Origin of the sequence: Micromonospora sp. WMMD558, from assembly GCF_049315255.1 — a bacterium.
In the GTDB taxonomy this organism is placed as follows: domain Bacteria; phylum Actinomycetota; class Actinomycetes; order Mycobacteriales; family Micromonosporaceae; genus Micromonospora.
Window position 1 is genome coordinate 5,497,131 of record NZ_CP186061.1, and the last position, 24,445, is coordinate 5,521,575.

A 24,445-nucleotide genomic window follows, 5' to 3' on the forward strand; every position below is an offset into this window, starting at 1 on the left:
GCGGAGACAAATCGGACAGATTTGGCCGCTAACTTCATGATCAACGCAGAAGACCCCGCGCGTTGAGCCCCGCAACGGGGTGGTCAGGGTCGGGCGGTGGGGAGGGTGGGGCTGGGCCAGTAGGGGCGGTCGGCTTCGCGGAGGGCCGCCGCCCGCAGAGCCGCCAGCTGGCGTTCCACCTCGGCGAACTGGTCCGGCGGGAGCGGGCCACGGGCCAGCGCCGCCACGTTCTCCTCGACCTGGGCGACCGTACGGCAGCCGGGGATCGGGACGCTGCGGTCGCTGCGCGCCCAGATCCAGCCCAGCGCGCCCTGGGCCAGGGTCCGGCCGTCGGCGGTGAGCGCGGCGCGGACGGCGCTCACCCGGCGCAGCCACTCCGGCGCCGGTCGGCCGCCTCGAAACCACTCCAGCCAGCCGGGCGCGTGCCCGCGCAGGTCGTCCCGGGGCAGCGTGGAGCCGGTCGTGTACTTGCCGGTGAGCAGGCCCATCCCGAGCGGGCACCGGGCGACGCTGACGAGGTCGTACTTGTCGCAGACCGCAAGCAGCTCGGGGGCGTCCCGCAGCACCGACAGGGTGTGCTGCACGGCGGTGGCGCCCCGGGCCGTCTGACCCCACGCGGCGGCCCGGTCCACCCGGTCGGTGCTCCATCCGTACGCGCGCACCAGCCCGTCGGCCACCAGGTCCTCCAGCGTGCCGATCAGGGCCTCCGCGCGCGGGACCGGAAGGTCGCCCAGGTGCAGCTGGTAGAGGTCGATGCGGTCGGTGTCGAGCCGGCGCAGCGAGTCGGTCACCGCCCGCCGCAGGTACGCCGGGGACGCGTCCTCGCCCGTCGCCTGGCGGGCCGCCTCGTCGAACGTGTAGCCCCACTTCGTGGCGACGACCGCCTCGTCACGCCGGCCGGCGAGGGCCCGCCCGAGGATCCGCTCCGAGTGCCCCGCCCCGTACGTGTCGGCGGTGTCGAAGAGGGTCACGCCGAGGTCGAGCGCGCGGCGGACCGCCCGGACGGACTCGTCGTCGTCGACGACGCCCCACCCCAGCGGCTGGAGCCCCTCCGCCCACGGGCCACCGATCGCCCAGCACCCCATGCCGAGGGCGCTCACCTCGATGCCGCTGCGACCCAGCGTCCGCGTCATGACTGCCATCGACGCATCCTGTCACCTCCGGCCGACCGGAGGGAGAAGATCGCGCCGGGTGTCAGGACGGCCAGGCGCGGGCCAGCAGGTCGCGGGTGTCGCCCAGCAGCTGCGGCAGGACCTTGGTGCGGCCGATCACCGGCATGAAGTTGGCGTCACCGCCCCACCGGGGCACCACGTGCTGGTGCAGGTGCGCGGCGATCCCGGCGCCGGCCACGCCGCCCTGGTTCATCCCCAGGTTGAAGCCGTGCGCGCTGCTGACCTTGCGGACCACCCGCATGGCGGTCTGCGTGAACGCGGCCAGCTCGGCCGTCTCCGGGCCGTCGAGGTCGGTGTAGTCGGCCACGTGCCGGTAGGGGCAGACCAGCAGGTGCCCCGGGTTGTACGGGTAGAGGTTGAGCACCACGAAGACGTGCTCGCCGCGCGCCACGACGAGGCTCTCCGGCGCGGGCCGGCCGGGCGCGAGGCAGAACGGGCAGCCGCTCGGCTTCTCGTACCCGCCCTCGGGCCGGTCCTCGCCGGAGATGTAGGTCATCCGGTGGGGCGTCCAGAGCCGGTCCAGGCCGTCCGCCATGACCTCGCTGCTGTCGGTGTGTCCGTCCGCCCCAGTCACAGCAGCGATCCTACGACCCGGCGCGGGGCGTCACCGAACCGCGCCGTCCCGCCGGGGCCCGGGCGTGTGTTAACCGGGGGCCCTTTTACTGCCTGAGGCGTTAAGAAGGGGCCCTTCCTTACACCTCGGCGGCGGACGGGCCGATGTTGCTGCGCGAGGACACCACGTCGACGACGTGGTTGACCGCCTCGGCCATCGGTACGCCGTTGCGCTGCGAGCCGTCCCGGTAGCGGAACGACACGGTGCCCGCCGCGACGTCGTCGTCGCCGGCGATCACCATGAAGGGGATCTTCTGCTGCTGGGCGGTGCGGATCTTCTTCTGCATCCGGTCGTCACCGGCGTCGACCTGGGCACGGATGCCCTCGGCGCGCAGCGCGGCGACGAAGCCGTGCAGGTAGTCGGTGTGGTCCTCGCGGATCGGGATGCCGACCACCTGCACCGGGGCGAGCCAGGCGGGGAAGGCACCGGCGTAGTGCTCGGTGAGCACGCCGATGAACCGCTCGATCGACCCGAACTTCGCGCAGTGGATCATGACGGGCTGCTGCCGGGTGCCGTCGGCCGCCTGGTACTCCAGCCCGAAGCCCTTCGGCTGGTTGAAGTCGTACTGGATGGTCGACAGCTGCCAGGTGCGGCCGATGGCGTCCTTGGCCTGCACGGAGATCTTCGGGCCGTAGAAGGCCGCGCCGCCCGGGTCCGGCACCAGGTCGAGCCCGGTCTCCCGCGCGCACTGCTCCAGCACCGCGGTGGCCGTGGCCCAGTCCTCGTCGGAGCCGACGAACTTGTCGGGCTTGGACTCGTCGCGGGTCGACAGCTCCAGGTAGAAGTCGTCGATGCCGAAGTCCTTCAGCAGGCTGAGCACGAAGTGGAGCAGGTGCTTGATCTCGGCCGGCGCCTGCTCCCAGGTGCAGTAGGAGTGCGAGTCGTCCTGGGTCAGGCCGCGCACCCGGGTCAGCCCGTGGACCACGCCCGACTTCTCGTACCGGTAGACCGACCCGAACTCGAACAGCCGCATCGGCAGCTCGCGGTAGGACCGCCCGCGCGACCGGTAGATCAGGTTGTGCATCGGGCAGTTCATCGCCTTGAGGTAGTAGTCCGCGCCCTCGAGTTCCATGGGCGGGTACATGCCATCGGCGTAGTAGGGCAGGTGGCCCGAGGTGTGGAACAGCCCTTCCTTCGAGATGTGCGGGGTTCCGACGTACTGGAAGCCCTCCTCGATGTGGCGGGTGCGGACGTAGTCCTCCATCACCCGCTTCAGCACGCCGCCCTTGGGGTGGAAGACCGGCAGGCCGGAGCCGATCTCGTCGGGGAAGCTGAACAGGTCCAGGTCCGCGCCGAGCTTGCGGTGGTCGCGCCGCGCGGCCTCCTCGAGGAGCTTCAGGTACGCCTTCAGCTCGTCGCGCGTCGGCCACGCGGTGCCGTACACCCGCTGGAGCTGCGGGTTCTTCTCCGAACCCCGCCAGTACGCGGCGGCCGAGCGCATCAGCTTGAACGCGCCGATCAGCCGCGTGTTCGGCAGGTGCGGCCCCCGGCACAGGTCCGACCAGCAGACCTTGTCCTCGGTGGCGGCGAGGTTGTCGTAGATGGTCAGCTCGCCGCCGCCGACCTCCATGACCTCGTCCGAGTCCAGGCCCTCGCCCTTGACGTCGATCAACTCCAGCTTGAACGGCTCGGCGGCCAGTTCGGCCTTCGCCTCGTCCAGGCTGTTGAAGCGCCGCCGGCGGAACCGCTGGCCGGACTTGACGATCTCCTGCATCCGCTTCTCGAGCTTCGCCAGGTCCTCCGGCTGGAACGGCTTGTCGACGGCGAAGTCGTAGTAGAAGCCGTTCTCGATGGGCGGGCCGATGCCGAGCTTCGCCTCCGGGAAGACGTCCTGCACGGCCTGGGCGAGCACGTGGGCGGTGGAGTGCCGCAGCACGTTCAGCCCGTCCGGAGTGTCGATGGCCACCGGCTCGACCTCGGTGTCGACCTCCGGCCGCCAGTCCAGGTCGCGCAGCTGACCCTGGGCGTCGCGGACCACAACGATCGCCTTGGGCCCGGTCGCCGGCAGGCCGGCCGCCGCCACCGCGTCGGCCGCCGTCGTCCCGGCGGCCACGACGACGGGGTCGGCCACGACGGGGATACGGGGTGCGGACACGGTGACTCCTCACGGGCAGGCGGTACGGATGCTGCCGATGCTATCGGTCGTCCCGACCATCACCCGCTGCGGTGTAAGGAAGGGCCCCCTCTCAACGCCTGCGGTAGAGGAAGGGCCCCTTGTTAACGCCCCCCTCAGGCGTTGAACCTTTCCGTCCCCGCGTCCGAACTACCAGGTGTGGCTGGAGCCGGTTCCGGCCACGTGGACACGGATGGGGACGACGATGGCGAGGACGCGCGAGAGGCGCGGCCGCCGGGCCGGGGCGGTGACCGCCCTGGTCGCCGGCGCACTGCTGGCCTGGCCCGGCACGGCGTACGCGGCGGACGTGACGGTCCAGCCGACGCAGGCCCGGCAGGGCGAGGCGGTCAAGCTGGAGTTCGTGGTGCCGGAGGAGCGGGCCGGCACCCGCACCGAGCGGATCGAGATCCGGCTGCCCGCGGACGCTCCGATCGCCGAGGTCTACCCGATGTCGGTGACCGGCTGGGCACCCCGCATCGCCACCCGCGAGCTCGACCGGCCGGTCGCCGGCATCCACTCCTCGGGCGTGACCACGGTGACCAGCGCCGTGACCTGGTTCCGCATGCCCGGGTCGGAGACCGGGCCGGCCCGGCTGACGTTGTCGGTGGGCCCGCTGCCGCAGGTGGAGCGGTTGACCTTCGAGGTGCTCCAGACGTACGCCGACGGCACGGTCGTCCGCTGGTCGGAGCCGGCGGGTGACAAGACGGCGCCCGCGCTCACCCTGCTGCCGCCGGCGCCCGGCGCGGCCGGCGGCGGACACGGCCACGGCGCGGCGCCGGGCGCGCCGGGCGTGGGCGACCCGGCGGGTACGGCGGACGCCTCGGACCCGGCCGGGGGCAACGCCGACGGCCTGCTCGTCGCCGGTCTGCTCGCTGGCCTCGGCGGCGGCGTGGCGGGCGGCTGGCTGCTCAGCCGCTGGCGCCGCCGGGAGCCGTCGGACGGGCGTAACGACCTGCGCGCGGTCCTCGACGGCGACCCGCCCGCCGACGCGCCTCAACCGGAGGAGCAGGCCACTGCACCGGACACGGCGGCGCGAACGGAGGCGGTGGCCCCGACGGACGCGGTGGCGCGGACGCGCTGACCTCGCTCCAGCCGCCCCGCTCGCCCCCCTTTGCTCTGCTTCAACCCACGCAACGGATTCCGGCCGGAACCGTTGCGTCCGGTGAAGCAGAGCAAAGGGGCCGCATGCCTTCGGTGGCGGCCGACGGACAAGGCGAGCAGCGGAGCGACGGGCGGCAGGGCCGGCGCCGCGACACCATGGCCGGTCGGCGCCCGCCGGCTGACGGCTCAGGGGAGCCAGTCGGGCAGCGGCTCGCGGGCGTCGAGCCACTCCGTCGGCACGCCGCCCGGGGTGCCGACCCCGGTGTACGCGGCGACCACCGCCCCGACGATCGCCGCGGTGGTGTCGACGTCCCCGCCCGCGTCGACGCAGGACCGGATCGCGGCCGGGTAGTCGTCGAGGTGTCCGGCGGCGACCCAGCAGGTGAAGGCGACGGTGTCCTGGGCGGTGATCCGGGAGCCGTTGCCGAGGGCGTCAACGACCTCGGGCAGCGGACGGCCGAGCAGTCCGGTGGCCCGCCGTACCCCCCGGTGCACCTCGGTGGCGGGGTCGAGCGCGGCGGCAACCCCGGCGAGCAGCCGGTCGGGCTCGGGGCGGTGCCCGTCCAGCCGGCCCCGGGCGGACAGGGACGCGGCCACCGCGACCGCGACCGCGCCGGCGATGCCCTCCGGATGGGCGTGGGTCACCTCGGCCGACGCCCGGGCCTGGTCCGCCGCCCGGCCGGTCGAGTCGGCGAAGTACGCCCCCAGCGGCCCCACCCGCATGGCGGCGCCGTTACCGCACGAGCCCTGCCCGTCGAAGGCCGACGCGGCGGCCACCGGCCACGGGGTGCCGGTACGGATCAGCCGCAGGACGGCCACCGCTCCCGCGCCGTAGCCACGGTGCGGCTCGCAACGGTCGGCGAACGCGAGGGCGAGCGCGTCCCGGTCGATCCGGCCGGTGTCGGCCAGGGCGGCCACGACCGAGCACGCCATCTCGGTGTCGTCCGTCCACGCCCAGGGCGGAGGTGGGAGCCGGCCGGCGGCCAGGTCGGCCGGTCGACGACCGGGCACGAAGAACTGGGAGCCGAGCGCGTCGCCGACCGAGAGGCCGGCGAGCGAGTCCCGGGCGAGCGCGAGTCGGGTGTCGGCGAAGAGGGTGAAGGACATCGTTGTACCAGCTTGCCGGGTTTGTAGGGGCGCCGCAACGCGATCGACGGGTCCCGCCGGCACCGTCGCGGCGTCGTCCTGGCCTGCTCGGGCGCGGGTCGACGGTGTCGATCAACTTGCCACGCCGAGTACCGTCTTGGCGTGGCCACCGTGCTCCTGGTCGAAGACGACCACGTCGTCCGCGGCGCGATGCTGCGATCCCTCGCCGACCGCGGGCACGCCGTGCACGCGGTCGGCACCGCGCTCGACGCGCTGCGCCGGGTGGCGGCCGAGACACCCGACCTCGTGGTGCTCGACCTGGGGCTGCCGGACCTCGACGGCTCGGACGCGCTGCGCATGCTGCGGGGCATCACCGACGTGCCGATCATCATCGCCACCGCCCGCGACGACGAGCAGTCCGTGGTCCGGCTGCTGCGGGCGGGCGCCGACGACTACATGGTCAAGCCGTTCACCGGCGCGCACCTGGACGCCCGCATCACCACCGTGCTGCGCCGCGCCGGCCGGGCCAGCCGGAGCGTGCAGCCGGCCGTGCACGAGGTCGGCGGGCTGCGCGTCGACGTCGGGGAGCGCAGCGCCCACCTCGACGGTGAACCCCTGGCGCTGACCCGCAAGGAGTTCGACCTGCTGGCGTATCTCGCCGCACGACCCGGCCGGGTAGTGTCCCGCCGCGAGCTCTTGGAGGAGGTATGGCGGCAACCGTCGGTCGGCGAGGATCAGACCATCGACGTTCATCTGTACTGGCTGCGTCGCAAAATGGGCGAGTCCGCAGCGAAGCCACGTTACCTGCGCACCGTGCGGGGGGTGGGCTTCCGACTGGTGCCGCCGGACTGAGGCGAACCCTCGCACTGGTCACGGCCGGCATGTGCACCCTGGTGGCGCTCGCGTTCCTGGTGCCGCTCACGTCGAGCCTCGGCGACCGTGCCCGCGAGGAGGCCATCGCCGACGCGGCCCGGCGCAGTGCGCTGGTCACCGGGGCGCTCGCCGTGAGCACCGCGCCCGAGGTGGTCGAGCGGGCGGTCGCGGCCAGCGGCGACGATCCGGCCACCCGGCCGGTGGTCCACGGGCTGGACGTCGACGCGTCCGGGGGCCGGGCCGCCGCGGCGGACCTGGACCGGGCCCGGGCCGAGGGGCGCTCGGTCGTCGTCGACGTCGACGGTGGCGCGGTACGCCTCGACCCGGTGCTGCTCGGCGACCGGACGGCGGTGGTCGAGGTCTTCGTGCCCGAGTCCGAGCTCGACGAAGGCTCCGGTGGGCGGTGGCTCCTGCTGCTCGGCGTGACCGTCGCCCTGGTCGGGGCGGCGGTGCTGATGGTAGACCGGGTGGCTACCCGCACGGTGGACGCGGCGCGCAATCTGGTCCGGGCCGCGGGTGCCCTCGGCGGCGGCGATCTCAACGTCCGCGTGGAGCCGACCGGCCCACGGGAGCTGGCCGAGGCCGGCTACGCGTTCAACCGGATGGTCGAGCGGCTGGTCGACGCCCGTGCCGACGAGCGGGAACTGGTCGCCGACCTGTCGCACCGGCTGCGTACGCCGCTGACCGCGCTCCGGCTCGACGCCGAGGCGCTGGATCCCGACGACACCAGCATCGGCACGTTCAGCGAGGCCGAGCTTGACCGTCGACGCGGGATCCGGCGGATCCGGCAGGCAATCGTCACCCTGGAGGGCGAGGTCGACCAGCTCATCAAGACCACCCGCAAGGCGGTCACCCAGGAGACCGCGCCGACCACGTGCGACGTGAGCGAGGTGGTACGGGAGCGGATGGTGTTCTGGTCCGCCCTGGCGGGCGACCAGAACCGGCAGCACCGGGTCACCGGCGCGCAGCTGCGCATCCCGGCGCCGGTGCCGCGGGCGGAACTGGCCGCCGCCCTGGACGCGGTGATCGGCAACGTCTTCCGGTACACGCCCCAGGGCACCGCGTTCGAGGTGGCCGTCTCGCGGCGGGACGGCTACGTCGCGATCCGCGTCGACGACGCCGGGCCGGGCATCGCGGACCCGGACCGGGCGCTGCGCCGGGGCGCGAGCGACCGCGGCTCGACCGGTCTCGGGCTGGACATCGCCAAGCGGGTGGCGTTGCAGGCGAACGGGTCGGTCAGCATCGACCGGGCCCGGCTGGGCGGGGCGAGTGTCGTCATGCTGCTGGCCGATCCGGACGCGACGCCCCGTCAGGTGAGCCGGTTCGGGCTGGTGGGCCGGATGGCCCGGGACGTCCGCGACCAGAAGGGCAGCGGCCGCCGGTGGCCGCGGCAGCGCCCCACCGACGGCTGACGCACGCCCGGCCCGTGGGCCGGCGGGCTGCGGGCCGGCGGGTTGTGGGCCGGCGCAAGTCTTCCTTAGATCCGGGTTAACACCGGCGCCGTCCCGGGGCGCAGCTGTCAGGATCGAAGGCACGAACCCATCAGTTCCACCGGCTACCTGCCCCGCGCACCTGCGGCCGGTGGAGCCGTGCGCGCGGCGGGAGAATCGGTCCCCCCACACCTCCTCCCGCCGCGCGCCACTCCTTCATCAAGGCGGTGCCGGGGTCAGCGCGGGGCGGTCGCCAGGTACGCGTCGATCTCGCCGACGAGGCGCTGCTTCGCGGCCGGGTCGAGGAAGGACGCGGTCACCGCGTTGCGCGCCAGTGCGGCCAGCCCGTCCGGGCCCGCGCCGAGGAGGCGGGCCGCCACCGCGTACTCGTCGTTCAGGGTCGTGCCGAACATCGGCGGGTCGTCGGAGTTGATCGTCACCAGCACGCCGGCCGCCATGAGCCGGGGCAGCGGGTGGTCCTCGATCCGCGCCACGGCCCGGGTGCGGACGTTGGAGGTCGGGCAGACCTCCAGGGCGATCTGCCGCTCGGCGAGGTACGCGAGCAGTTGCGGGTCGTCGGCGGCGGAGATGCCGTGCCCGATCCGCTCCGCGCCGAGGTCGCGCAACGCGTCCCAGACGGTCTGCGGGCCGGTGGTCTCCCCCGCGTGCGGCACCGACCGCAGGCCGGCCGCGCGGGCCTGGTCGAAGTACGGCTTGAACTGCGGCCGCGGTACGCCGATCTCCGGGCCGCCCAGCCCGAAGCTGACCAGCCCGTCGGGGCGTTCCTCAAGGCAGATCCGCAGGGTCTCCTCGGCCGCCGGGAGGCCGGCCTCACCCGGAATGTCGAAGCACCAGCGCAGCTCGATGCCGAAGTCCGCCTCGGCGCGCTTGCGGGCATCCTCGATCGCCTCGCAGAACGCCGGCGCCGGAATGCCGCGGTGCACGTGCGAGTACGGGGTGACGGTCAGCTCGGCGTAGCGGACCTGCTGGCGGGCCAGCTCGCGGGCGACCTCGTGGGTGAGGATCCACACGTCCTCCGGGTCCCGGATCAGGTCCACCACGCTCAGGTAGACCTCGATGAAGTGCGCGAAGTCGCGGAAGGCGAAGTAGTCGGCGAGTGCGGCCGGGTCGGCCGGGACCGGGCTGCGCCCCTCGTGGCGGGCGGCCAGCTCGGCGACGATCCGGGGCGAGGCGGAGCCGACGTGGTGCACGTGGAGCTCCACCTTGGGCAGTCCCGCGATGAAGGTGGGCAGGTCGGTCACAGGTTCTCCTCTGCACGGGCGCCGGTTCGGGCGACGAAGAAGACGCGTCGGAATGGGAAGTACACCCGCCCCCCGCAAACCGGGTACGCCTCGGCGAGGCGTACGCCGAGCTCGGTCCGGAAGGCGGACCAGCCGGCGGCGTCCAGCGCCGCCCGGACCGGGCGCAGCGCGGTCCCCTCCATCCAGGTGAGGACGGGGTGGTCGCCGTCGGCCGGGGCCGGGAGCAGGTGCACGTAGGTAGTTTCCCAGGCGTCCACCGCGCAGCCGGCGGCGACCAGCAGGTGCGCGTAGCCGACCGGGTCGTCGACGGGCGCCTCCCGCAGCAGCGGGCCGAGCACGTCGCGCCAGGCGGGACGGCCGGCGACGGCGCGGAGCGCCCGGTGCGAGGGGGCGTCGAAGTTGCCCGGAACCTGCACCGCGATCACGGCACCGGCGGGCAGCTCGCGGGCCCAACGGGTGAGCAGGTCCCGGTGCCCGGGCACCCACTGGAGCACGGCGTTGCTGACCACGACGTCGGTGTCCGGGTCGGGGCGCCAGTCGCGGAGGTCGGCGACGCCGAAGTCCACCGGGACGCCCAGGGCGGCGGCGCGGTGCACCATCTCCGGTGCGGAGTCCAGACCGGTCACCCGGCTGTCCGGCCACCGGTCGGCCAGGGTCGCGGTCAGCGTGCCGGGACCGCAGCCGAGGTCGACCACCGCGCGCGGGCGGCCGGCGGGGACGCGGGCGAGGAGGTCGTGGAACGGCCGGGACCGTTCGTCGCCGTAGCGAAGGTACGCCGCCGGGTCCCACATGCCAGCCTCCCAAACCGTACGTCCGTCTTGTTAACCGTACGGCCCGGCGCGCGGCCCGGCAAGCGGATCACCGGTGCGGTGTCCAGGGACGTTGCCAGTGTCGCGGCGAGGTCCGGGCGGCGATCCGGCAAGGCGGAGCCGGGCCCGGATACCGGTGTCGTATCCGGGCCCGGCTCCAACGCCGCCGGTCGTCGTCCGGCGCCCGCCGGGGCGCGGCGAACGTTCCTGGACACCGCACTAGGCTCTGGGGCATGGAGCAGCGCACCTTCCCCCGGCTGGGCCGGACCGTCGGCGTGATCGGGCTCGGTGCCTGGCAACTCGGCGCCGACTGGGGCACCGTCAGCGAGGACGACGCGATGGCGGTCCTCGCCGCCGCCGTCGACTCGGGGGTCTCCTTCCTGGACACCGCCGACGTCTACGGGGACGGCCGCAGCGAGCAGCTGATCGGGCGGTTCCTGGGCATCCGGCCCGGCGCCGGGCTCACGGTGGCCACCAAGATGGGGCGCCGGGTCGCCCAGACGCCGGAGGCGTACACCCTGGCGCACTTCCGGGAGTGGACCGACCGGTCCCGGAAGAACCTCGGTGTCGACACCCTCGACCTGGTGCAGCTGCACTGCCCGCCGACGCCGGTCTTCGCCGACGACGCGGTGTTCGACGCCCTCGACACGCTGGTCGCCGAGGAACGGATCGCCGGGTACGGCGTGAGCGTCGAGACCTGCGACGAGGCGCTCACCGCGATCGCCCGCCCGGGCGTTGCCAGCGTGCAGATCATCCTCAACGCCCTGCGCCTCAAGCCCCTCGAGCGGGTGCTGCCGGCCGCGACGGCGGCCGGGGTCGGCATCATCGCGCGGGTGCCCCTGGCCAGCGGGCTGCTCTCCGGCCGGTACGACGAGCACACCACCTTCGCCCCCGACGACCACCGCACCTACAACCGGCACGGCGAGGCGTTCGACGTCGGCGAGACCTTCTCCGGCGTCGACTTCGCGCTCGGCCTGGAGGCCGTCCGTCGCCTCGCGCCGCTGGTCGGCCCGGACCGCACGATGGCGCAGTTCGCGCTGCGCTGGGTCGCCGACCAGCCCGGTGTGACCGTGGTGATCCCCGGCGCCCGGGACGCGGCCCAGGCCCGGGCCAACGCCGCCGTGGCCGATCAGCCACCACTGTCCGACCAGGACCGCGCGACGGTCGCCGAGGTGTACGACGAGCTGATCCGACCGCAGGTGCACGACCGGTGGTGAACGGGACGGACCCGGGGCGGGGACGGGAGAACGTGATGAAGGGCTGGCTGACGCTCACGGTCGGCCTGCTGGCCGTGGTCCTCGGTGCGCTCTGGACCGTGCAGGGGCTCGGGTACGTCGAGGGCAGCGTGATGACCGGCGTGGACCTGTGGGTCGTCGTCGGCCCGGTCGTCGCGCTCGCCGGGCTGGTCCTGCTGTGGCTGGGCGTACGCGCCCGCGACCGACGCTGACGCTCCCGGCGCACCGCGGTTCCATTCCGGACACGGTGAAAGCCCCGCATCCCGGACGGGATACGGGGCTTCGCGTCGATCCGGGGGGCCGGATCACCCACTGGCCGGCGGCTGCCGGCCGGCACCACTCAGAGGGGGCGGACCTGCTCGGCCTGCGGACCCTTCTGACCCTGGGCGATCTCGAACTCCACCCGCTGGTTCTCCTCCAGCGTGCGGTAGCCGCTGGTCTGGATGGCCGAGAAGTGGACGAACACGTCAGCACCCCCGCCGTCGACGGTGATGAAGCCGAAGCCCTTGTCAGCGTTGAACCACTTCACGGTTCCCTGCGCCATGTGCAACTCCTTCTAAAACTGGCGGCCGAGCACGCCGTGCGGCCGGTTGGCCGTTTTCGAGCAGCGGCGCCTGAGGCGGCCCCCGATGAAGGAGACTTCTCTCAACCCACGCCATCTCTACAACAGCGTGGAACAGCAAACCACGTACGCAAAAACTCTGCACAGCCTACCGGACGAAATTCTCCGACATGTGACCTGTCGGATGCCAGAGATCAGTCCGGTGGGTGCCTGCGGACCGGCGAAAAGGCCCCCTCGCCGGTGGTGTTCCGGCACGGGGGCCCTGGTCGACCGCGGGTCAGTCCGGCCACCGGCCGGTCAACCGGCGTACGCCGATCGCGCCGCCCCGGTCGACGGCGGCTCGGACCACCGCGAAGATGGCCCCCTGCAGCGCCGCCGCCGCGAGGATCTCACCCCAGCGGCGGTCCTCGTCGGTCGCGCTCGGCGCCTCGCCGTCGCCCGCGGTCACCTTCCACACCTGCCGGAAGATGGCGCCCGCGACGGTGCCGGCGGCGATACCCATCAGGACGCCGACCGGCTTGTAGGCGGCCTTTCCGATAGCCCGGCTCACCGGCGCCTCCTTCGGATGATCATCAGCACGACGGCCGCGGCCAGCGCACCCGCGGCCAGCGCGGCGAACGGCGCCGGGTTGCCCCGCACCCGCTCGCCCCGTTGCCGGGCCTGCCCGCGCACCCGGGCGACCGTCAGCGTGGCCTGCTCCCGCATCCGCTCCTTCGCCTGTTCGGTGGAGGACTTGAGGCGCTTCTTCACGTCGGCCTTGGCGGCCAGCGCCTCCACGGTCTCGCCCAGCTCGACCCGGGTCCGCCGGATCTCCTCCCGGAGGGCCTCGGTGTCCCCGGTGCCGCGCCCGTTGCCCGTCATGGCCGTCTCCCGTCCTTCACCGCCGCGGTGACGGTGTCGACGTCGGCGCGGACGCTGCGCACCGTCGCCGCCGGCACCGGCGGAACCGCCTGGCTGACCTGCTTCTTGCCGACCAGGGCGAGGATGCCCGCGCCCAGGAAGAGCATCACCGCGACGATCAGCGCGGCCGCCCAGGCGGGCAGGACCAGGTCCAGCAGCAGGATCGCGGTCGCGACCAGGGCACCGAGGCCGTACAGCGCCAGCGCGCCGCCGCCGCCGAAGAGGCCGATGCCGATACCGGCGTGCTTGCCCTTCTGGGTCAGCTCCGCACGCGCGAGGGCCAGCTCGTCGCGGACCAGGCGGGAGACCTGCTCCGTGGCCCGCTGCACAAGCTCGGCGGTGGACGGCTCGCTCCCGGTCCGGGTCGTGCGGGCATTCGCCACGTCAGCCATGCTGTCCTCCTTTCATCATCACCGCGCTGTATGCCCGGAGTCGCCGCCCGTCAATCCTCCCGGCCGTCCGACCGCCGCGTCCCCGCGACCTGCTGCAAGGCGCGGGGTGTCGGGCAGCACGTCCCCGGAAATGCGGGACCCAAACCTTCGTGCTTCCCTGTCCGCCCAACGTCCGCCTCGACGCGAGGTCACGCGACACCCGCCTACTCCTGGCCGCGATCGTGCACATCCAGCGCCTCGTTGCGGATTGTGCACTGGTTCGTCAAGGCAGGACGCGCATGATCGACGCCGATGGGGTCGGGATGCCGACACGAACGAGCTTCCCGGCCTCTGGGGCGGTCGGACGATTTCGGGCGGAACGGGGTCGGGTCAGCGGCGGGCGTCCACCGGTTCGTCCGGGCCGACGAAGGCCTCGCTGCGGGCGTCACCGTCGTCGCTGCCGCCGAAGACGCGGGCGTCGTCGGGCACGTCGCCGTCGGCGAGGCGGTGGGCCGGGCGGCGGGGCTGGACCCACTGCCACGCCAGGTTGCTGTCGGCGTCGCCGACCTCCGCGCGCATCCGCGGCATGGCGGTCGGACGCTGGTCCCGGACCCAGGCGACCAGGTGCTCGCGGACCAGGCAACGCAGGTCCCACAGGCTCCCGGCGCCCGCCGCGCTGACCAGCGCCCGAACCTTGACCATGCCGCCGGTCGCGTCGGTGACCTGGAGTACGCAGACCCGGCCGTCCCACAGCTCGCTCTTCTCCACCAGGCGGCGCAGTTCCTCCCGCATCGCCTGCACCGGTACCGACCAGTCCACGTCGAACTCGGCGGTGCCGAGCACCGCCGCCTCGGTGCGGGTCCAGTTCTGGAACGGCGTGCTGGTGAAGTACGACGTCGGCAGGATCAGCCGCCGGTCGTCCCAGATCTGCACCACCACGTAGCTGAGGGTCAGCTCCTCGATCCGGCCCCACTCCCCCTCGACCACGACGACGTCGTCGAGGCGTACGGCGTCGCTGAACGCGAGCTGGAGGCCGGCGAACACGTTGCCGAGCAGGCTCTGCGCGGCCAGCGCGGCCACCACACCGACCACACCGGCGCTGGTCAGCACACCGGCGCCGATGCCCCGGACGGCCGGGAAGGTCATCAGCATCACGCCGAGGGTCAGCACCACGATCACCGCGATGGTCAGCCGGCGGAGCATGACCACCTGGGTGCGTACGCGCCGGGCGTGCCGGTTGTCGGGCACATCGACCCGGAACCGGGCGAGCGCCGTGTCCTCCGCCACCACCAGGAGCGCGGCGACCAGCCAGGCGGTGGTGGCGATAACGGCGAGAACCAGCAGGTGGAGCAGGACCTGCCGCCAGCCGCTGCCGACCGCGTACCCGGTGGTGAACCGGACGGCGAAGTGGACGGCGAGAGCGGTGGCCGCGACCTGGAACGAACGGTGCGCGTGCTGGGTCAGCTCCGTCATCAGCAGCGACCGCCGGCCGAGCCGCCGGATCAGTCGGTGGACGACCTCCACCACGAACAGGGCGATCGCCGCCGCGGCGAACACGGCGACGATCGTCCCGAGGTAGCTCTGCACAGGTGGTTCCTCTCCTCAACCGGACGCCGAGCGCATCGGGGCAAAACCCCAATGGTGCCGGTCGACAGCGGAATCGACCAGTTAGACCTTCCGGTAGCGGGACTGGAGGAAGCAGAAGACGCCGAACGCCGCGATGCCGAGGGCGACCACGGTGAGCAGCACCTGCCCGTACGCCTGCTCGCGCAGCGTCCGCAGCGCGGCGTCGAGGCCGCGGGCCTTCTCCGGGTCGTAGTTGACGGCGGCGACGACGACCAGCAGGCCGGTGATCCCGTACGCGACGCCCTTGGCGACGTAGCCGGCGATGCCGAGCCGGCGGGCGAGTTGGCGGGTCTTCGGGCTCATCTCGCCCGTCTTCAGATGCTTCTCGAAGCGCTTCACCAGCCCGTAGATCACCAGGCCGACGCCGATCGCGGCGAGCACGACGCCGGCCAGGCCGACCAGCCAGCGACCGCCGGCGGACTCCATGGCCCGGCCGGTGAGCGCCTCCTGCTGGTCCGCGCTGTTGGAGCCGGCGTCCCTGAAGACCTTGAACGCGGTCCAGGCGAAGTAGAGGTAGACGAGGGTGCGGCCGAGGGAGGCGAGGCGTTCCCAGACCCGCTCCCGGCCCCGCTCGACGCGGTGGCCGACGGCGGCCTCGAGGGCCTGCCAGATCGCCATCGCCGCGAGGCCGATCGCGATCGTGACGACGAGAACCCTGCCGAGGGGCTGGGCGGCGAGGGTCCGCAGCGCGCCGGACTGGTCGCCGTCGGCGGCGGGGTTCCCGAACGCGATCTGCAGTGCCAACCAGGCGAAGAGAAGGTGCACGACCCCGTAGCCGATGAAGCCGGCCCGGGCGAGGAGTTCCAACCACCGGCTGTTCGCGGTGCGGGCGGCGGTGGCTTCGGCGTTCCGGGTGAGAGACATGGCGCCTCAATCTCCGGACGCGAAGATTTCCAAACGTGGCGCCACCGCCGCCGCCCGGGCTCAGCCGCCGTTGGCCGCCACCTGGATCTTGATCTCCTGGTCGGTCACGCTGTCGAGGGTCACCGAGAAGTCGCCGACCTGGGCGGCCTGCTGGCCGGTCGTCAGCGTCACCTGCTCGCCGGCGACCTCGACGGTCACCTGGTCGTCCTCGGCGCCGATCAGCTTGGCCTCGACGCCGAGGATGCTGGCGGAGGCGTCGACACCCCGGTCGAAGGTGACGGTGCAGGAGCCGGCCAGCGAGCAGTCGGTGGAGGCACCCTCGGAGCTGCAACCGGCCAGCACGGCCACGCCGAGGGCCAGACCGGCGAGCAGGCCGGCGGCCCGGCGGGCGGGGGGCAGGGGGAACATGCGTCGGTTCGTCACGGCGCCAAGAGTACGAGATGCCCGCGACCCGGCCATGATCGACAGCGGGAGCCGGTGCGGTGTCCCGGAACTGGCAACGTCACCGGCCACCGCACTAGGGTCCCGGTCATGCCGTTCGACATCGCCCGCACCCGGGCCGCGTACCCCGCCCTGGCCGAGGGCCACGTCCACCTCGACGGGGCCGGCGGCACCCAGACCGCCGGACCGGTGATCGAGGCGGTCGCCGAGGCGATGCGGACCGCGATCGGCAACCGCAGCGCCGCCAACCTGCCCGGCCGCCGGTCGCTGGATCTGGTCGACGCGGCCCGGACGGCGGTGGCGGACCTGGTCGGCGCGGTCCCGGAGGGTGTCGTGCTGGGGCCGAGCGCGACCGCGCTGACGTACACGCTGGCCCGGACGCTCGGCGCGTCCTGGCGGCCCGGTGACGAGGTGGTGGTCTCCCGGCTCGACCACGACGCCAACGTCCGGCCGTGGATCCAGGCCGCCGAGGCCGCCGGCGCGACCGTGCGCTGGGCCGAGTTCGACGGGCGCACCGGCGAGCTTCCCGCCGGCCAGTACGCCGACCTGGTCGGCGAGCGGACCCGGCTGGTCGCGGTGACGGCCGGCAGCAACGCGATCGGCACGGTCCCCGACGTGGCGGCGATCGCCAAGACCGCCCACGCGGCCGGCGCACTGGTCTGCGTGGACGGCGTGCACGCGGTCCCCCACGGGCCGACCGACGTCGCCACGCTCGGCGCGGACTTCCTGGTGACCAGCGCCTACAAGTGGTCCGGGCCGCACCTGGCGGCCATGGTCGCCGATCCGGCGCGCTGGGAGCGGCTGCGCCCGGCGAAGCTGCGCCCCTCCTCGGACGCGGTGCCCGACCGGTTCGAGTACGGCACGCCGAGCTTCCCGCTGCTGGCGGGCGTGGCCGCCGCCGTCGACCACCTGGCCGGGCTGGACCCGGCGGCGACCGGGAGCCGGCGGGCACGGCTGCGGACCAGCCTCGCCGCCGCCCAGGCGTACGAGGAGGCGCTGCTGGCGCGGCTGCTCGACGGCCTCGCCGCGCTGCCCGGGGTGACCGTGCTCGGCTCCCCCGCCCGGCGCTGCCCGACGGTGTCGTTCCAGCTGGCGAACCTGTCCCCGGCGGCGACGCAGGAGGCGCTGGGCGCGGCCGGGCTCTGCCTCTCCTCCGGCGACTACTACGCCTACGAGTACTTCCGGACGCTGGGGCTGCGGGACAGCGGCGGGGCGGTCCGGGCCAGCATCTACCACTACAACACGGCCGCCGAGGTGGACCGGTTGCTCGCCGAACTGGACGTCCTGGCCGGCACCGGAGGCAGAATGGCCGGGTGAGCACTCTGGTCGAGGACAATCCCGCCAAGCACCGCTTCGAGATCCTGGTCGACGACGCCCTCGCGGGCTTCACCGCCTACCTGCCGCGGGACGGGTACCTGATCTTCACGCACACCGAGGTGGACGAGAGGTACCAGAACATGGGCGTCGGCGCGGCGCTGGTCCGGGGCACCCTCGACCAGCTGCGCGAGCGCGGCACGAAGATCGTGCCCCAGTGCCCCTTCGTGGCGGCCTTCATCAAGCGCCACCCCGAGTACGCCGACCTGGTGACCGACCGGACCTGACGCCGCACCCGCCGTCAGATGTCCGGCCGCGCCGGCCCGCGTACCGCTCGGGCGGCACCGGCCCGCGCCCTCAGGGGAACGCCGATCCGCCGTCCTCAGGCGACGCCGGTGAGGATCTCGGCGGCGGCGACGCCCGCGGCACGGGTGGCGCCGTGGGTGGCGAGGTGCACCCGCCCGGCGACCAGCTCCGGCACGCCCAGCTCGACGACGACCGCGTCGGGCCGGGCCGCCAACGCGCGGTCGACGGCCGCCCGCATCCACCGGTGCCGGTGCAGGTCACGCACCACCAGGACGACGCGGCGGTCGGCGGCGCCGGCCGTCGGGTCCCGGGGCACGTCGGCCTCGGCGTACCGGACGGCGGTGGTGCCCGGCACCAGGTCGGCGAGCGGGGCGGCGACACCCCACGGGGTGTCCGGGCCGATCGCGATGTTGGGCGGCGGCTCGAACTCGACCACGTGCGCCGGGCCGGCCAGCGGCAGCAGGCCGATCCCGCCGCGGGCCGTGGTGACCCGTACGGCTCGGCGCGCGGCGGCGAGCCCGACGCCGGAGCTGTCGCCCGGCAGCCGGACGGGCCGGTCGGCGCGAGCGGCGACGGTCCAGGCGGAGAGCTGGCCGACCCGCTTCGCGGCCTCGGTGAGTCGTTCCTCCGGCAGTTCCCCGGAGACGACGGCGGCCACGATGGCGTCCCGAAGGTGCCGCGCCGACTCCTCGTCGGCCCGTTCGCCGCCGACGCAGATCGCGTCGGCGCCGGCGGCCAGGGCGCGCACCGCCGCACCGGCGAAGCCGTACCGGTCGGCGACGGCCCGCATCTCCACCGCGTCGGTGACGATCACGCCGGAGAACCCGAACTCGTCGCGCAGGAGCCCGGTCAGGATCCGGCCGCTGAGGGTGGCCGGCAGCTCCGGGTCCAGCGCCGGTACGAGCAGGTGCCCGGTCATCACCGCCTGGACCCCGGCGGTCACCGCCGCGCGGAAGGGGGCGAGTTCCACGGCGTTCAGCCGCAGCCGGTCACCGGTGATCCGGGGCAGGTCGTGGTGGGAGTCGACCCGGGTGTCGCCGTGCCCGGGGAAGTGCTTGGCGCACGCGGCCACGCCACCGGACTGGAGCCCGCGTACCCAGGCGGCGGTGTGCCGGGCGACCAGGGCCGGATCGGCGCCGAACGAGCGGACGCCGATAACCGGGTTGTCCGGGTTCGAGTTGACGTCGGCGTCCGGCGCGTAGTTCAGGGTGACGCCGAGGGCGGCGAGTTCCGCGCCGAGGTCGTGGGCGACCTCCTCGGTCAGGGCCGGGTCGTCCACCGCGCCGAGGGCGAAGTTGCCCGGCCGCGAGCTGCCCCGGCCGGATTCGATCCGGGTCACGTCGCCGGCCTCCTCGTCGATGGCGACGACGACGTCCGGGCGCTCGGCGCGCAGGGTCGCGGTCAGCCCGGCGACCTGCTCGGGATCGACGACGTTGCGGGCGAAGAGGACCACCGAGCCGAGCCCCTCGGCGAGCCAGCGGCAGACCCAGGGTGGCGGCGTGGTGCCGACGAAGCCGGGCTGGAGGACGGCGGCGGCCAGGGACGCGAGATTCCCCTCGGGCATGGTCACGCTCCCACTCCGGCCTGCTCCTCGTTCAGATCGCTCATGCGGTGGTCGTCCCCCCGTCTCTGCACGGCCCGGCACCCCCGCGACCGGCGGCGGTGCTGCCATGCTCACACCGCGCGACCAAATAGTCAATAAACCTTACAGTTGCCGTCCCGACATCTGGCGGCGACAGTGCGGGGATGGACCCTGTGCTGCTGGCCGAGGCGACGAACCCGGCCGACGTCCCCGGCGTACGCCTGCTCGGCGTGGTGGTGGGCGGCCTGCTGCTGCTCGCCGCGATCCGCGCGATGTTCCGCCGCTGAGACCCGCGACGCCGCCCCCGCGGCGACCGGCGCGCACGACGACGCGTCGCCGAAGCCCGTGCGGCCCGGCGGGTTCCCGCGGCGATCCCCGGGGTACGACCCGTCCACGGTTTCCGGCGAGGGGGCGACGATGAGGATCGGCTACTTCCTGTCCAGCGAGGAGTTCACGCCGGCCGACCTGCTGGCGCAGGCACGCGGCGCCGAGCGCGCCGGCTTCGAGGCGCTGTGGATCTCCGACCACTACCACCCGTGGACCGACGCGCAGGGGCAGAGCCCTTTCGTCTGGTCGGTCATCGGGGCGCTCAGCCAGGTGTGCCGACTGCCGGTCACCACCGCGGTCACCTGCCCCACCGTCCGCATCCACCCGGCCGTGGTGGCGCAGGCGGCCGCTACCAGCGCGGTGCTGCACGAGGGGCGCTTCGTGCTCGGCGTCGGCAGCGGCGAGGCGCTCAACGAGCACATCCTCGGCGACCCGTGGCCGCACACCGACACCCGGCTGGAGATGCTGGAGGAGGCCGTCGCGGTGCTGCGCGAGCTGTGGAAGGGCGACTTCGTCAACCACCGCGGCCGGCACTACACCGTCGAACACGCCCGCGTCTACACGCTGCCCGAGACGCCCCCGAAGGTCTACGTCTCCGGTTTCGGCCCGAAGTCGGTCGACCTCGCCGCCCGCATCGGTGACGGCTACATCAACACCGCACCCGACGCCGAGCTGGTGCGGCGGTTCCGCTCCACCGGGGGCGGCGACAAGCCGGTCCAGGCCGGCTTCAAGGCGGCGTACGCGGACAGCGAGGACGAGGGCGCGCGGATCGCGTACCAGCGTTGGCCGAACGCGGGCGTACCCGGTGAGCTGTCCCAGGTGCTCACCTCCCCGCGCCACTTCGAGCAGGCCGCGAGCATGGTGCCGCAGGAGACGATGACCTCCGCGTTCGTCTGCGGCAGGGACGCCGACGCCCACGTGGCGAAGATCGAGGAGTACGCGAAGGCCGGCTTCGACGAGGTCTACGTCGCCAACGTGGGCCCGAACTGGCAGGGCCTGTTCGACCTCTACCAACGCGAGGTGCTCCCCCGGGTCCGCTGACGGGGTGGCGGAGAGAAGCGGCTTCAGCGCCGCGTCGGCGAGCTGCCCGAACCGCGCGGGAAGCAGAGCAACGCTGCCGTCACCGTGCGGCAGGATCTCGCCGCATGGGGCGGCCGGCGACTAGCGGCGTAGCTCGACACAAAGGAGCCCGGCACCCATCACGGGTGACCGGGGCTGCCTGCGCTCGGATCAACCAACGGTGCCGATCTCCTTGGCCAGGTTGACGAAACTCTGCCAGGCTGCGGGCCTGAAGGTCAGCGTCGCCCCCTCGCGGTCCTTCGTGTCCCGGAGGCGCGCCAGACGAGAGCACCGCCGACCCCCGCCTAGACTTAGCCCGCCCCTGACCTGCCCGGACATGCGACAACGGAGACGACATGCAGGTGACCGAAGCCCTTGACGCCATGGCGGCACTGATCCGCGCCAGCGAGCACCCCGACATCACGGACGTTACGCGCTATGGCACGGACACCCGCCCGGGCGGACAGTCGCCGTCCGGCGTGAAGGTGATCTACCAATCCGGCTCCGCCGCGATGCTCTGGGCTGCCGACGCACCCCGCCCGGCGCCGGCACCCGTGCCGCTTCCCGCCGAGATGCCGCCGCCAGCACAGCGGGCCGCTCGGCTGCTCATGTTCACCGTGCAACTCCTCGACGTCGCCCGTCCGCCGATCTTCAGGAGCTGGGAGCCGTGCGGCTTTCCCGATGTTCACCTGACGCCGGCTGCTTTGCGGATCACCTGCCAAGACGGAAGCACGCTCTACCTTCGCGTGACTGCCGCAACCGGCCCGACCGGCGACCCGACCGAGGACCCGCATCCCGATTACCGATTCCCCGAAGGAGTCCGCACATGGCCCCCGGTAGTCAGTGCTCAGTCTGCGGTGCCCGAGTAGGCGTCTCCCCCGGCAAGCCGTGCCCGCCGCACCAGGCGATGGGTAGCCGAGGCACCTGCCCCGGCTCGGGACAGCCGACGTACTGACCGCTGCAACGACGATGGAGCCCCGGCCGCTCGCCTCGCAAGTGAGGGAGAGCCGGGGCTCTGTCGTGTGCCGGCCGGTGGGGCATGACCCCTTCAGCCCGGCCGCGGTTTCGCCGCTGATCAGCCGGGGTACCTCCGGCCCTCGATGAAGCTGTCCACGCACTCGATGACCTTGCGCCGCGCCGCGAAGAGCCTCTTCGGCTGGACCGCGCTGCGGCCCCACCAGCTCGCCGCGATGCGGGCGGTGATGAAACGCCGTGACGCGCTGGTGGTGCTCCCCACCGGCGCCGGCAAGTCGGCGATCTACCAGATCCCGGCCAGCCTGATTCCCGGTCCCACGGTGGTGATCTCCCCGCTGCTGGCCCTGCAGCAGGACCAGATCGCCGCGCTGAACGAGCGGCAGCGGCCCGAGCTGCGGGCGGTCCGGATCAGCTCCGACGAGTCGCCGGCCCAGCAGGCCGAGGCGATCGAGGAGATCCGGGCCGGACGGGCCGAGTTCCTCTTCATCACGCCGGAGCAGCTCGCGAACCCGGACCGGATGGCCGAGGTGCGGTCGCTGAAGCCGGCGCTGGTGGCGATCGACGAGGCGCACTGCATCTCCGCGTGGGGCCACGACTTCCGCCCCGACTACCTGGCCCTGGGTCACCTCGTCGAGGGGATCGGGAGACCGCCGGTGGTCGCGTTGACGGCCACCGCCTCCCCGCCGGTCCGCGACGACATCGTCGCCCGGCTGCGGTTGCGGGACCCCGAGATCGTCGTCTCCGGCCTGGACCGGCCCAACCTGTTCCTCGAGGTGGCCCACTGCCCGACCGAGGACTACCGCTGGCGGCGGTTGATCGCGTTGCTGCGCGACGACGAGCGGCCCGGCATCATCTACGTCCCCACCCGGCGGGCGGCGGAGGAGCTGGCCGGGCGGCTGACCGACGCCGGGTTCCCGGCGCAGTACTACCACGGCGGCATGGCGGCCGGCGCCCGCGCCGAGCTGCACGAGGCCTTCCTCGCCGACCGGGTGCCCATCATGGTCGCCACCTCGGCGTTCGGCATGGGCATCGACAAGCCCAACATCGCCTGGGTGGTGCACATGGCGCTGCCCGACTCGCCGGACAGCTACTTCCAGGAGATCGGGCGCGCCGGGCGCGACGGCCAGCCGGCCCGGGTGCTGCTGCTGTGGCAGGCGGAGGACGTCGGGCTGCAACGCTACTTCACCGGCGGCCTGCCGGACGAGAACGAGCTGCGGGACCTGTCCGCGCTGCTGCGCCGCAGACCCTGCACCAGGAAGGAGCTGCGGGAGCTGACCGGCCTGGGCCCGCGCAAGCTCGGGCAGTACCTCGCGCTGCTGGAGCAGGTGGGCGCGGCCGAGCCCGGGGGCCGGCAGCGAGTCGGCGCGCCGCGCTACTCACCGACACCCGTGGCGGCCGCCGCGGCGGCCCTCGCGGAGGCGGAACGGCAGCAGACGGTGACGCGTTCGCGTACCGACATGATGCGCGCCTTCGCCGAGACCACCGCCTGCCGCGGCCAGACCCTGCTCGCGTACTTCGGCGAGCAGATGACCGCGGTCTGCGGGCACTGCGACAACTGCCACGCCGGCACCAGCACGGCGGACAACGGCGCGGTCGGCCCGTTCCCGGTGCACAGCCAGGTCCGGCATCCCGAGTGGGGGCCCGGCCTGGTGCTGAGCTACGAGGACGACCGCATGACGGTTCTCTTCGACGAGGTGGGGTACAAGACGCTGTCCGTCAGCGTGGTGTCCGAACAGGGCCTGTTGACGCTGGACTAGCCTGAGGCGGTCGCCCTCGGCGGGGCGGCCGGACGCCGCGACGCAGCGCGGCGGTCGGAGACGCCGCGGCGCGGGCGGCCGTGGCGGAGCACGAGCGAGAAGGAGCGGTGCCGTGATCGAGCAGCCGGCGTACACCGGGTTCGGTTTCACCGACGGGGAGTGGGGGCTGCTGGTCGGCCTGCCGCAGTCGGTGCTGACGGCGGCGAGCGCCGCGGAGTCCGACGGCGCCCGGCGCACGATGGCGGAGAACGCGGCCGGCATGGACACCATCTCCGCCGGTCGCGAGTCGGCCAGCCCGCTGGTCGCCGCGGTCGCCGGCGAGGTGGTATCCCGGGTGGGCGATCCGGAGGCCGGCGCGGAACTGCCGGTGATCGAGCCGGCGGACCCGCGGGCGCTCATGGAGGACGTGCTGGGCCGGGCGAAGGAGGCGGCGGCGCTGCTCGCCGCCAAGGTGGACGAGGGCGAGGCCGGGGCGTACAAGCACTGGCTGGTCGAGATCGCCGAGCAGGTCGTCGGCGCGGCGTCCAGCGGCGGCATCCTGGGCCTCGGCGGGGACGTGGTGAGCGACACCGAGCGCCGGTTCCGGGACCGGCTCGCCCAGGTCCTCAACGACTGACGGGATCGACGGCGGCGGCGGTGGTCCCGGCGAGGACCACCGCCGCCGTCG

General features: G+C 73.5%; 27 protein-coding genes. 12 read left to right on the forward strand and 15 right to left on the reverse strand.

The window, feature by feature from the left end:
- Window positions 1-83: 83 nt before the first annotated feature.
- The 3 genes from ACN26Y_RS26175 to thrS form a co-directional block, all read right to left on the reverse strand.
- Window positions 84-1,142, reverse strand: a complete 1,059-nt coding sequence (locus ACN26Y_RS26175) for an aldo/keto reductase (protein WP_155332815.1) — start codon at window positions 1,140-1,142, stop codon at window positions 84-86.
- 52 nt (window positions 1,143-1,194) lie between these two features.
- Window positions 1,195-1,707 carry an HIT family protein gene (locus ACN26Y_RS26180; protein WP_196255946.1) on the reverse strand — a complete coding sequence of 171 codons (513 nt, stop codon included), beginning with the start codon at window positions 1,705-1,707 and terminating at the stop codon, window positions 1,195-1,197.
- Window positions 1,708-1,864: 157 nt separating this feature from the next.
- Entirely contained in the window at window positions 1,865-3,880 is a 2,016-nt protein-coding gene (thrS, locus tag ACN26Y_RS26185; protein ID WP_422733681.1) for a threonine--tRNA ligase, read from the reverse strand.
- A gap of 223 nt (window positions 3,881-4,103) precedes the next feature.
- Between thrS and ACN26Y_RS26190 the strand changes: the two genes are divergently transcribed.
- On the forward strand, window positions 4,104-4,979 hold the full coding sequence (locus tag ACN26Y_RS26190; protein WP_196255695.1) for a DUF1775 domain-containing protein: 876 nt from the start codon (window positions 4,104-4,106) through the stop codon (window positions 4,977-4,979).
- Window positions 4,980-5,185: 206 nt separating this feature from the next.
- Here the strand turns inward: ACN26Y_RS26190 and ACN26Y_RS26195 are convergent, their stop codons facing one another.
- Window positions 5,186-6,106 carry an ADP-ribosylglycohydrolase family protein gene (locus ACN26Y_RS26195; RefSeq protein ID WP_155332819.1) on the reverse strand — a complete coding sequence of 307 codons (921 nt, stop codon included), beginning with the start codon at window positions 6,104-6,106 and terminating at the stop codon, window positions 5,186-5,188.
- A gap of 141 nt (window positions 6,107-6,247) precedes the next feature.
- Between ACN26Y_RS26195 and ACN26Y_RS26200 the strand changes: the two genes are divergently transcribed.
- The gene (locus ACN26Y_RS26200) at window positions 6,248-6,937 is read left to right on the forward strand and encodes a response regulator transcription factor (RefSeq protein ID WP_155332820.1); all 690 of its coding nucleotides are present in this window, start codon (window positions 6,248-6,250) and stop codon (window positions 6,935-6,937) included.
- Window positions 6,938-6,966: 29 nt separating this feature from the next.
- Window positions 6,967-8,370, forward strand: coding sequence for a HAMP domain-containing sensor histidine kinase (locus ACN26Y_RS26205; RefSeq protein WP_155332821.1), 1,404 nt, complete (start codon window positions 6,967-6,969; stop codon window positions 8,368-8,370).
- Window positions 8,371-8,624: 254 nt separating this feature from the next.
- On the opposite strand, the gene ACN26Y_RS26210 is transcribed toward ACN26Y_RS26205, so the two are convergent.
- Together ACN26Y_RS26210 and ACN26Y_RS26215 are read right to left on the reverse strand one after the other, a co-directional pair.
- Entirely contained in the window at window positions 8,625-9,650 is a 1,026-nt protein-coding gene (locus ACN26Y_RS26210; RefSeq protein WP_155332822.1) for an adenosine deaminase, read from the reverse strand.
- Window positions 9,647-10,441 carry a trans-aconitate 2-methyltransferase gene (locus ACN26Y_RS26215; RefSeq protein ID WP_366602480.1) on the reverse strand — a complete coding sequence of 265 codons (795 nt, stop codon included), beginning with the start codon at window positions 10,439-10,441 and terminating at the stop codon, window positions 9,647-9,649. Before ACN26Y_RS26215 ends, ACN26Y_RS26210 begins: the two co-directional genes overlap by 4 nt.
- Window positions 10,442-10,692: 251 nt before the next feature.
- Here ACN26Y_RS26215 and ACN26Y_RS26220 point away from each other — a divergent pair, with 251 nt between their 5' ends.
- Together ACN26Y_RS26220 and ACN26Y_RS26225 are read left to right on the forward strand one after the other, a co-directional pair.
- The gene (locus ACN26Y_RS26220) at window positions 10,693-11,676 is read left to right on the forward strand and encodes an aldo/keto reductase (protein ID WP_155332824.1); all 984 of its coding nucleotides are present in this window, start codon (window positions 10,693-10,695) and stop codon (window positions 11,674-11,676) included.
- Window positions 11,670-11,906 (forward strand): hypothetical protein, encoded by a 237-nt coding sequence (locus ACN26Y_RS26225; RefSeq protein ID WP_155332825.1) that lies wholly within the window; start codon window positions 11,670-11,672, stop codon window positions 11,904-11,906. Before ACN26Y_RS26220 ends, ACN26Y_RS26225 begins: the two co-directional genes overlap by 7 nt.
- A 128-nt stretch (window positions 11,907-12,034) precedes the next feature.
- On the opposite strand, the gene ACN26Y_RS26230 is transcribed toward ACN26Y_RS26225, so the two are convergent.
- The 7 genes from ACN26Y_RS26230 to ACN26Y_RS26260 form a co-directional block, all read right to left on the reverse strand.
- A complete protein-coding gene (locus tag ACN26Y_RS26230) occupies window positions 12,035-12,238 on the reverse strand; it encodes a cold-shock protein (RefSeq protein ID WP_011905669.1) in 204 nt (67 codons plus the stop codon).
- 295 nt (window positions 12,239-12,533) lie between these two features.
- Window positions 12,534-12,806 carry a DUF4235 domain-containing protein gene (locus ACN26Y_RS26235; RefSeq protein ID WP_366602474.1) on the reverse strand — a complete coding sequence of 91 codons (273 nt, stop codon included), beginning with the start codon at window positions 12,804-12,806 and terminating at the stop codon, window positions 12,534-12,536.
- Complete coding sequence (locus ACN26Y_RS26240; RefSeq protein WP_422733682.1) at window positions 12,803-13,117, reverse strand: DUF3618 domain-containing protein; 315 nt, start codon at window positions 13,115-13,117, stop codon at window positions 12,803-12,805. Before ACN26Y_RS26240 ends, ACN26Y_RS26235 begins: the two co-directional genes overlap by 4 nt.
- A complete protein-coding gene (locus tag ACN26Y_RS26245; protein ID WP_366602472.1) occupies window positions 13,114-13,548 on the reverse strand; it encodes a phage holin family protein in 435 nt (144 codons plus the stop codon). Before ACN26Y_RS26245 ends, ACN26Y_RS26240 begins: the two co-directional genes overlap by 4 nt.
- A gap of 369 nt (window positions 13,549-13,917) precedes the next feature.
- Complete coding sequence (locus ACN26Y_RS26250; RefSeq protein ID WP_422733683.1) at window positions 13,918-15,114, reverse strand: mechanosensitive ion channel family protein; 1,197 nt, start codon at window positions 15,112-15,114, stop codon at window positions 13,918-13,920.
- Window positions 15,115-15,195: 81 nt separating this feature from the next.
- Window positions 15,196-16,017: a DUF1206 domain-containing protein gene (locus tag ACN26Y_RS26255; RefSeq protein ID WP_422733684.1), complete on the reverse strand. Its 822-nt coding sequence runs from the start codon at window positions 16,015-16,017 to the stop codon at window positions 15,196-15,198.
- 60 nt (window positions 16,018-16,077) lie between these two features.
- Entirely contained in the window at window positions 16,078-16,440 is a 363-nt protein-coding gene (locus ACN26Y_RS26260; RefSeq protein ID WP_422733685.1) for a hypothetical protein, read from the reverse strand.
- Window positions 16,441-16,548: 108 nt separating this feature from the next.
- Between ACN26Y_RS26260 and ACN26Y_RS26265 the strand changes: the two genes are divergently transcribed.
- Together ACN26Y_RS26265 and ACN26Y_RS26270 are read left to right on the forward strand one after the other, a co-directional pair.
- Window positions 16,549-17,775 (forward strand): cysteine desulfurase-like protein, encoded by a 1,227-nt coding sequence (locus ACN26Y_RS26265; protein ID WP_422733686.1) that lies wholly within the window; start codon window positions 16,549-16,551, stop codon window positions 17,773-17,775.
- Window positions 17,772-18,059 carry a GNAT family N-acetyltransferase gene (locus tag ACN26Y_RS26270; protein WP_422733687.1) on the forward strand — a complete coding sequence of 96 codons (288 nt, stop codon included), beginning with the start codon at window positions 17,772-17,774 and terminating at the stop codon, window positions 18,057-18,059. The genes ACN26Y_RS26265 and ACN26Y_RS26270 overlap by 4 nt, the downstream gene beginning before the upstream one ends.
- 95 nt (window positions 18,060-18,154) lie before the next feature.
- Here the strand turns inward: ACN26Y_RS26270 and ACN26Y_RS26275 are convergent, their stop codons facing one another.
- Complete coding sequence (locus tag ACN26Y_RS26275; RefSeq protein ID WP_422733688.1) at window positions 18,155-19,648, reverse strand: glycoside hydrolase family 3 protein; 1,494 nt, start codon at window positions 19,646-19,648, stop codon at window positions 18,155-18,157.
- A gap of 176 nt (window positions 19,649-19,824) precedes the next feature.
- Here ACN26Y_RS26275 and ACN26Y_RS26280 point away from each other — a divergent pair, with 176 nt between their 5' ends.
- Together ACN26Y_RS26280 and ACN26Y_RS26285 are read left to right on the forward strand one after the other, a co-directional pair.
- Complete coding sequence (locus ACN26Y_RS26280; protein ID WP_366602460.1) at window positions 19,825-19,947, forward strand: hypothetical protein; 123 nt, start codon at window positions 19,825-19,827, stop codon at window positions 19,945-19,947.
- A 130-nt stretch (window positions 19,948-20,077) separates the two neighbouring features.
- Complete coding sequence (locus ACN26Y_RS26285) at window positions 20,078-21,028, forward strand: TIGR03557 family F420-dependent LLM class oxidoreductase (protein ID WP_422733689.1); 951 nt, start codon at window positions 20,078-20,080, stop codon at window positions 21,026-21,028.
- Between the two features lie 189 nt (window positions 21,029-21,217).
- Here the strand turns inward: ACN26Y_RS26285 and ACN26Y_RS26290 are convergent, their stop codons facing one another.
- Window positions 21,218-21,385: a DUF397 domain-containing protein gene (locus ACN26Y_RS26290; RefSeq protein WP_422733690.1), complete on the reverse strand. Its 168-nt coding sequence runs from the start codon at window positions 21,383-21,385 to the stop codon at window positions 21,218-21,220.
- Between the two features lie 17 nt (window positions 21,386-21,402).
- Between ACN26Y_RS26290 and ACN26Y_RS26295 the strand changes: the two genes are divergently transcribed.
- The 3 genes from ACN26Y_RS26295 to ACN26Y_RS26305 all read left to right on the forward strand — a co-directional run bounded on the left by ACN26Y_RS26295 (window position 21,403) and on the right by ACN26Y_RS26305 (window position 24,394).
- The gene (locus ACN26Y_RS26295; RefSeq protein WP_422733691.1) at window positions 21,403-21,915 is read left to right on the forward strand and encodes a hypothetical protein; all 513 of its coding nucleotides are present in this window, start codon (window positions 21,403-21,405) and stop codon (window positions 21,913-21,915) included.
- Window positions 21,916-22,146: 231 nt separating this feature from the next.
- Window positions 22,147-23,778 carry a RecQ family ATP-dependent DNA helicase gene (locus tag ACN26Y_RS26300; RefSeq protein WP_366602455.1) on the forward strand — a complete coding sequence of 544 codons (1,632 nt, stop codon included), beginning with the start codon at window positions 22,147-22,149 and terminating at the stop codon, window positions 23,776-23,778.
- 112 nt (window positions 23,779-23,890) lie between these two features.
- Window positions 23,891-24,394, forward strand: a complete 504-nt coding sequence (locus ACN26Y_RS26305) for a hypothetical protein (protein ID WP_155332839.1) — start codon at window positions 23,891-23,893, stop codon at window positions 24,392-24,394.
- Window positions 24,395-24,445 lie beyond the last annotated feature (51 nt).

What these genes read in the sequence shown, in the direction of transcription:
- ACN26Y_RS26300 (WP_366602455.1), top strand. Translation starts at nt 22,147, where the DNA reads ATGAAGCTGTCCACGCACTCGATGACCTTGCGCCGCGCCGCGAAGAGC.
- ACN26Y_RS26180 (WP_196255946.1), bottom strand. Translation starts at nt 1,707, where the DNA reads ATGGCGGACGGCCTGGACCGGCTCTGGACGCCCCACCGGATGACCTAC.
- ACN26Y_RS26245 (WP_366602472.1), bottom strand. Translation starts at nt 13,548, where the DNA reads ATGGCTGACGTGGCGAATGCCCGCACGACCCGGACCGGGAGCGAGCCG.
- ACN26Y_RS26240 (WP_422733682.1), bottom strand. Translation starts at nt 13,117, where the DNA reads ATGACGGGCAACGGGCGCGGCACCGGGGACACCGAGGCCCTCCGGGAG.
- ACN26Y_RS26230 (WP_011905669.1), bottom strand. Translation starts at nt 12,238, where the DNA reads ATGGCGCAGGGAACCGTGAAGTGGTTCAACGCTGACAAGGGCTTCGGC.
- ACN26Y_RS26280 (WP_366602460.1), top strand. Translation starts at nt 19,825, where the DNA reads ATGGACCCTGTGCTGCTGGCCGAGGCGACGAACCCGGCCGACGTCCCC.
- ACN26Y_RS26215 (WP_366602480.1), bottom strand. Translation starts at nt 10,441, where the DNA reads ATGTGGGACCCGGCGGCGTACCTTCGCTACGGCGACGAACGGTCCCGG.
- ACN26Y_RS26265 (WP_422733686.1), top strand. Translation starts at nt 16,549, where the DNA reads ATGCCGTTCGACATCGCCCGCACCCGGGCCGCGTACCCCGCCCTGGCC.
- ACN26Y_RS26285 (WP_422733689.1), top strand. Translation starts at nt 20,078, where the DNA reads ATGAGGATCGGCTACTTCCTGTCCAGCGAGGAGTTCACGCCGGCCGAC.
- ACN26Y_RS26175 (WP_155332815.1), bottom strand. Translation starts at nt 1,142, where the DNA reads ATGGCAGTCATGACGCGGACGCTGGGTCGCAGCGGCATCGAGGTGAGC.
- ACN26Y_RS26295 (WP_422733691.1), top strand. Translation starts at nt 21,403, where the DNA reads ATGCAGGTGACCGAAGCCCTTGACGCCATGGCGGCACTGATCCGCGCC.
- ACN26Y_RS26220 (WP_155332824.1), top strand. Translation starts at nt 10,693, where the DNA reads ATGGAGCAGCGCACCTTCCCCCGGCTGGGCCGGACCGTCGGCGTGATC.
- ACN26Y_RS26195 (WP_155332819.1), bottom strand. Translation starts at nt 6,106, where the DNA reads ATGTCCTTCACCCTCTTCGCCGACACCCGACTCGCGCTCGCCCGGGAC.
- ACN26Y_RS26290 (WP_422733690.1), bottom strand. Translation starts at nt 21,385, where the DNA reads ATGTCCGGGCAGGTCAGGGGCGGGCTAAGTCTAGGCGGGGGTCGGCGG.
- ACN26Y_RS26205 (WP_155332821.1), top strand. Translation starts at nt 6,967, where the DNA reads ATGTGCACCCTGGTGGCGCTCGCGTTCCTGGTGCCGCTCACGTCGAGC.
- ACN26Y_RS26255 (WP_422733684.1), bottom strand. Translation starts at nt 16,017, where the DNA reads ATGTCTCTCACCCGGAACGCCGAAGCCACCGCCGCCCGCACCGCGAAC.
- ACN26Y_RS26190 (WP_196255695.1), top strand. Translation starts at nt 4,104, where the DNA reads ATGGCGAGGACGCGCGAGAGGCGCGGCCGCCGGGCCGGGGCGGTGACC.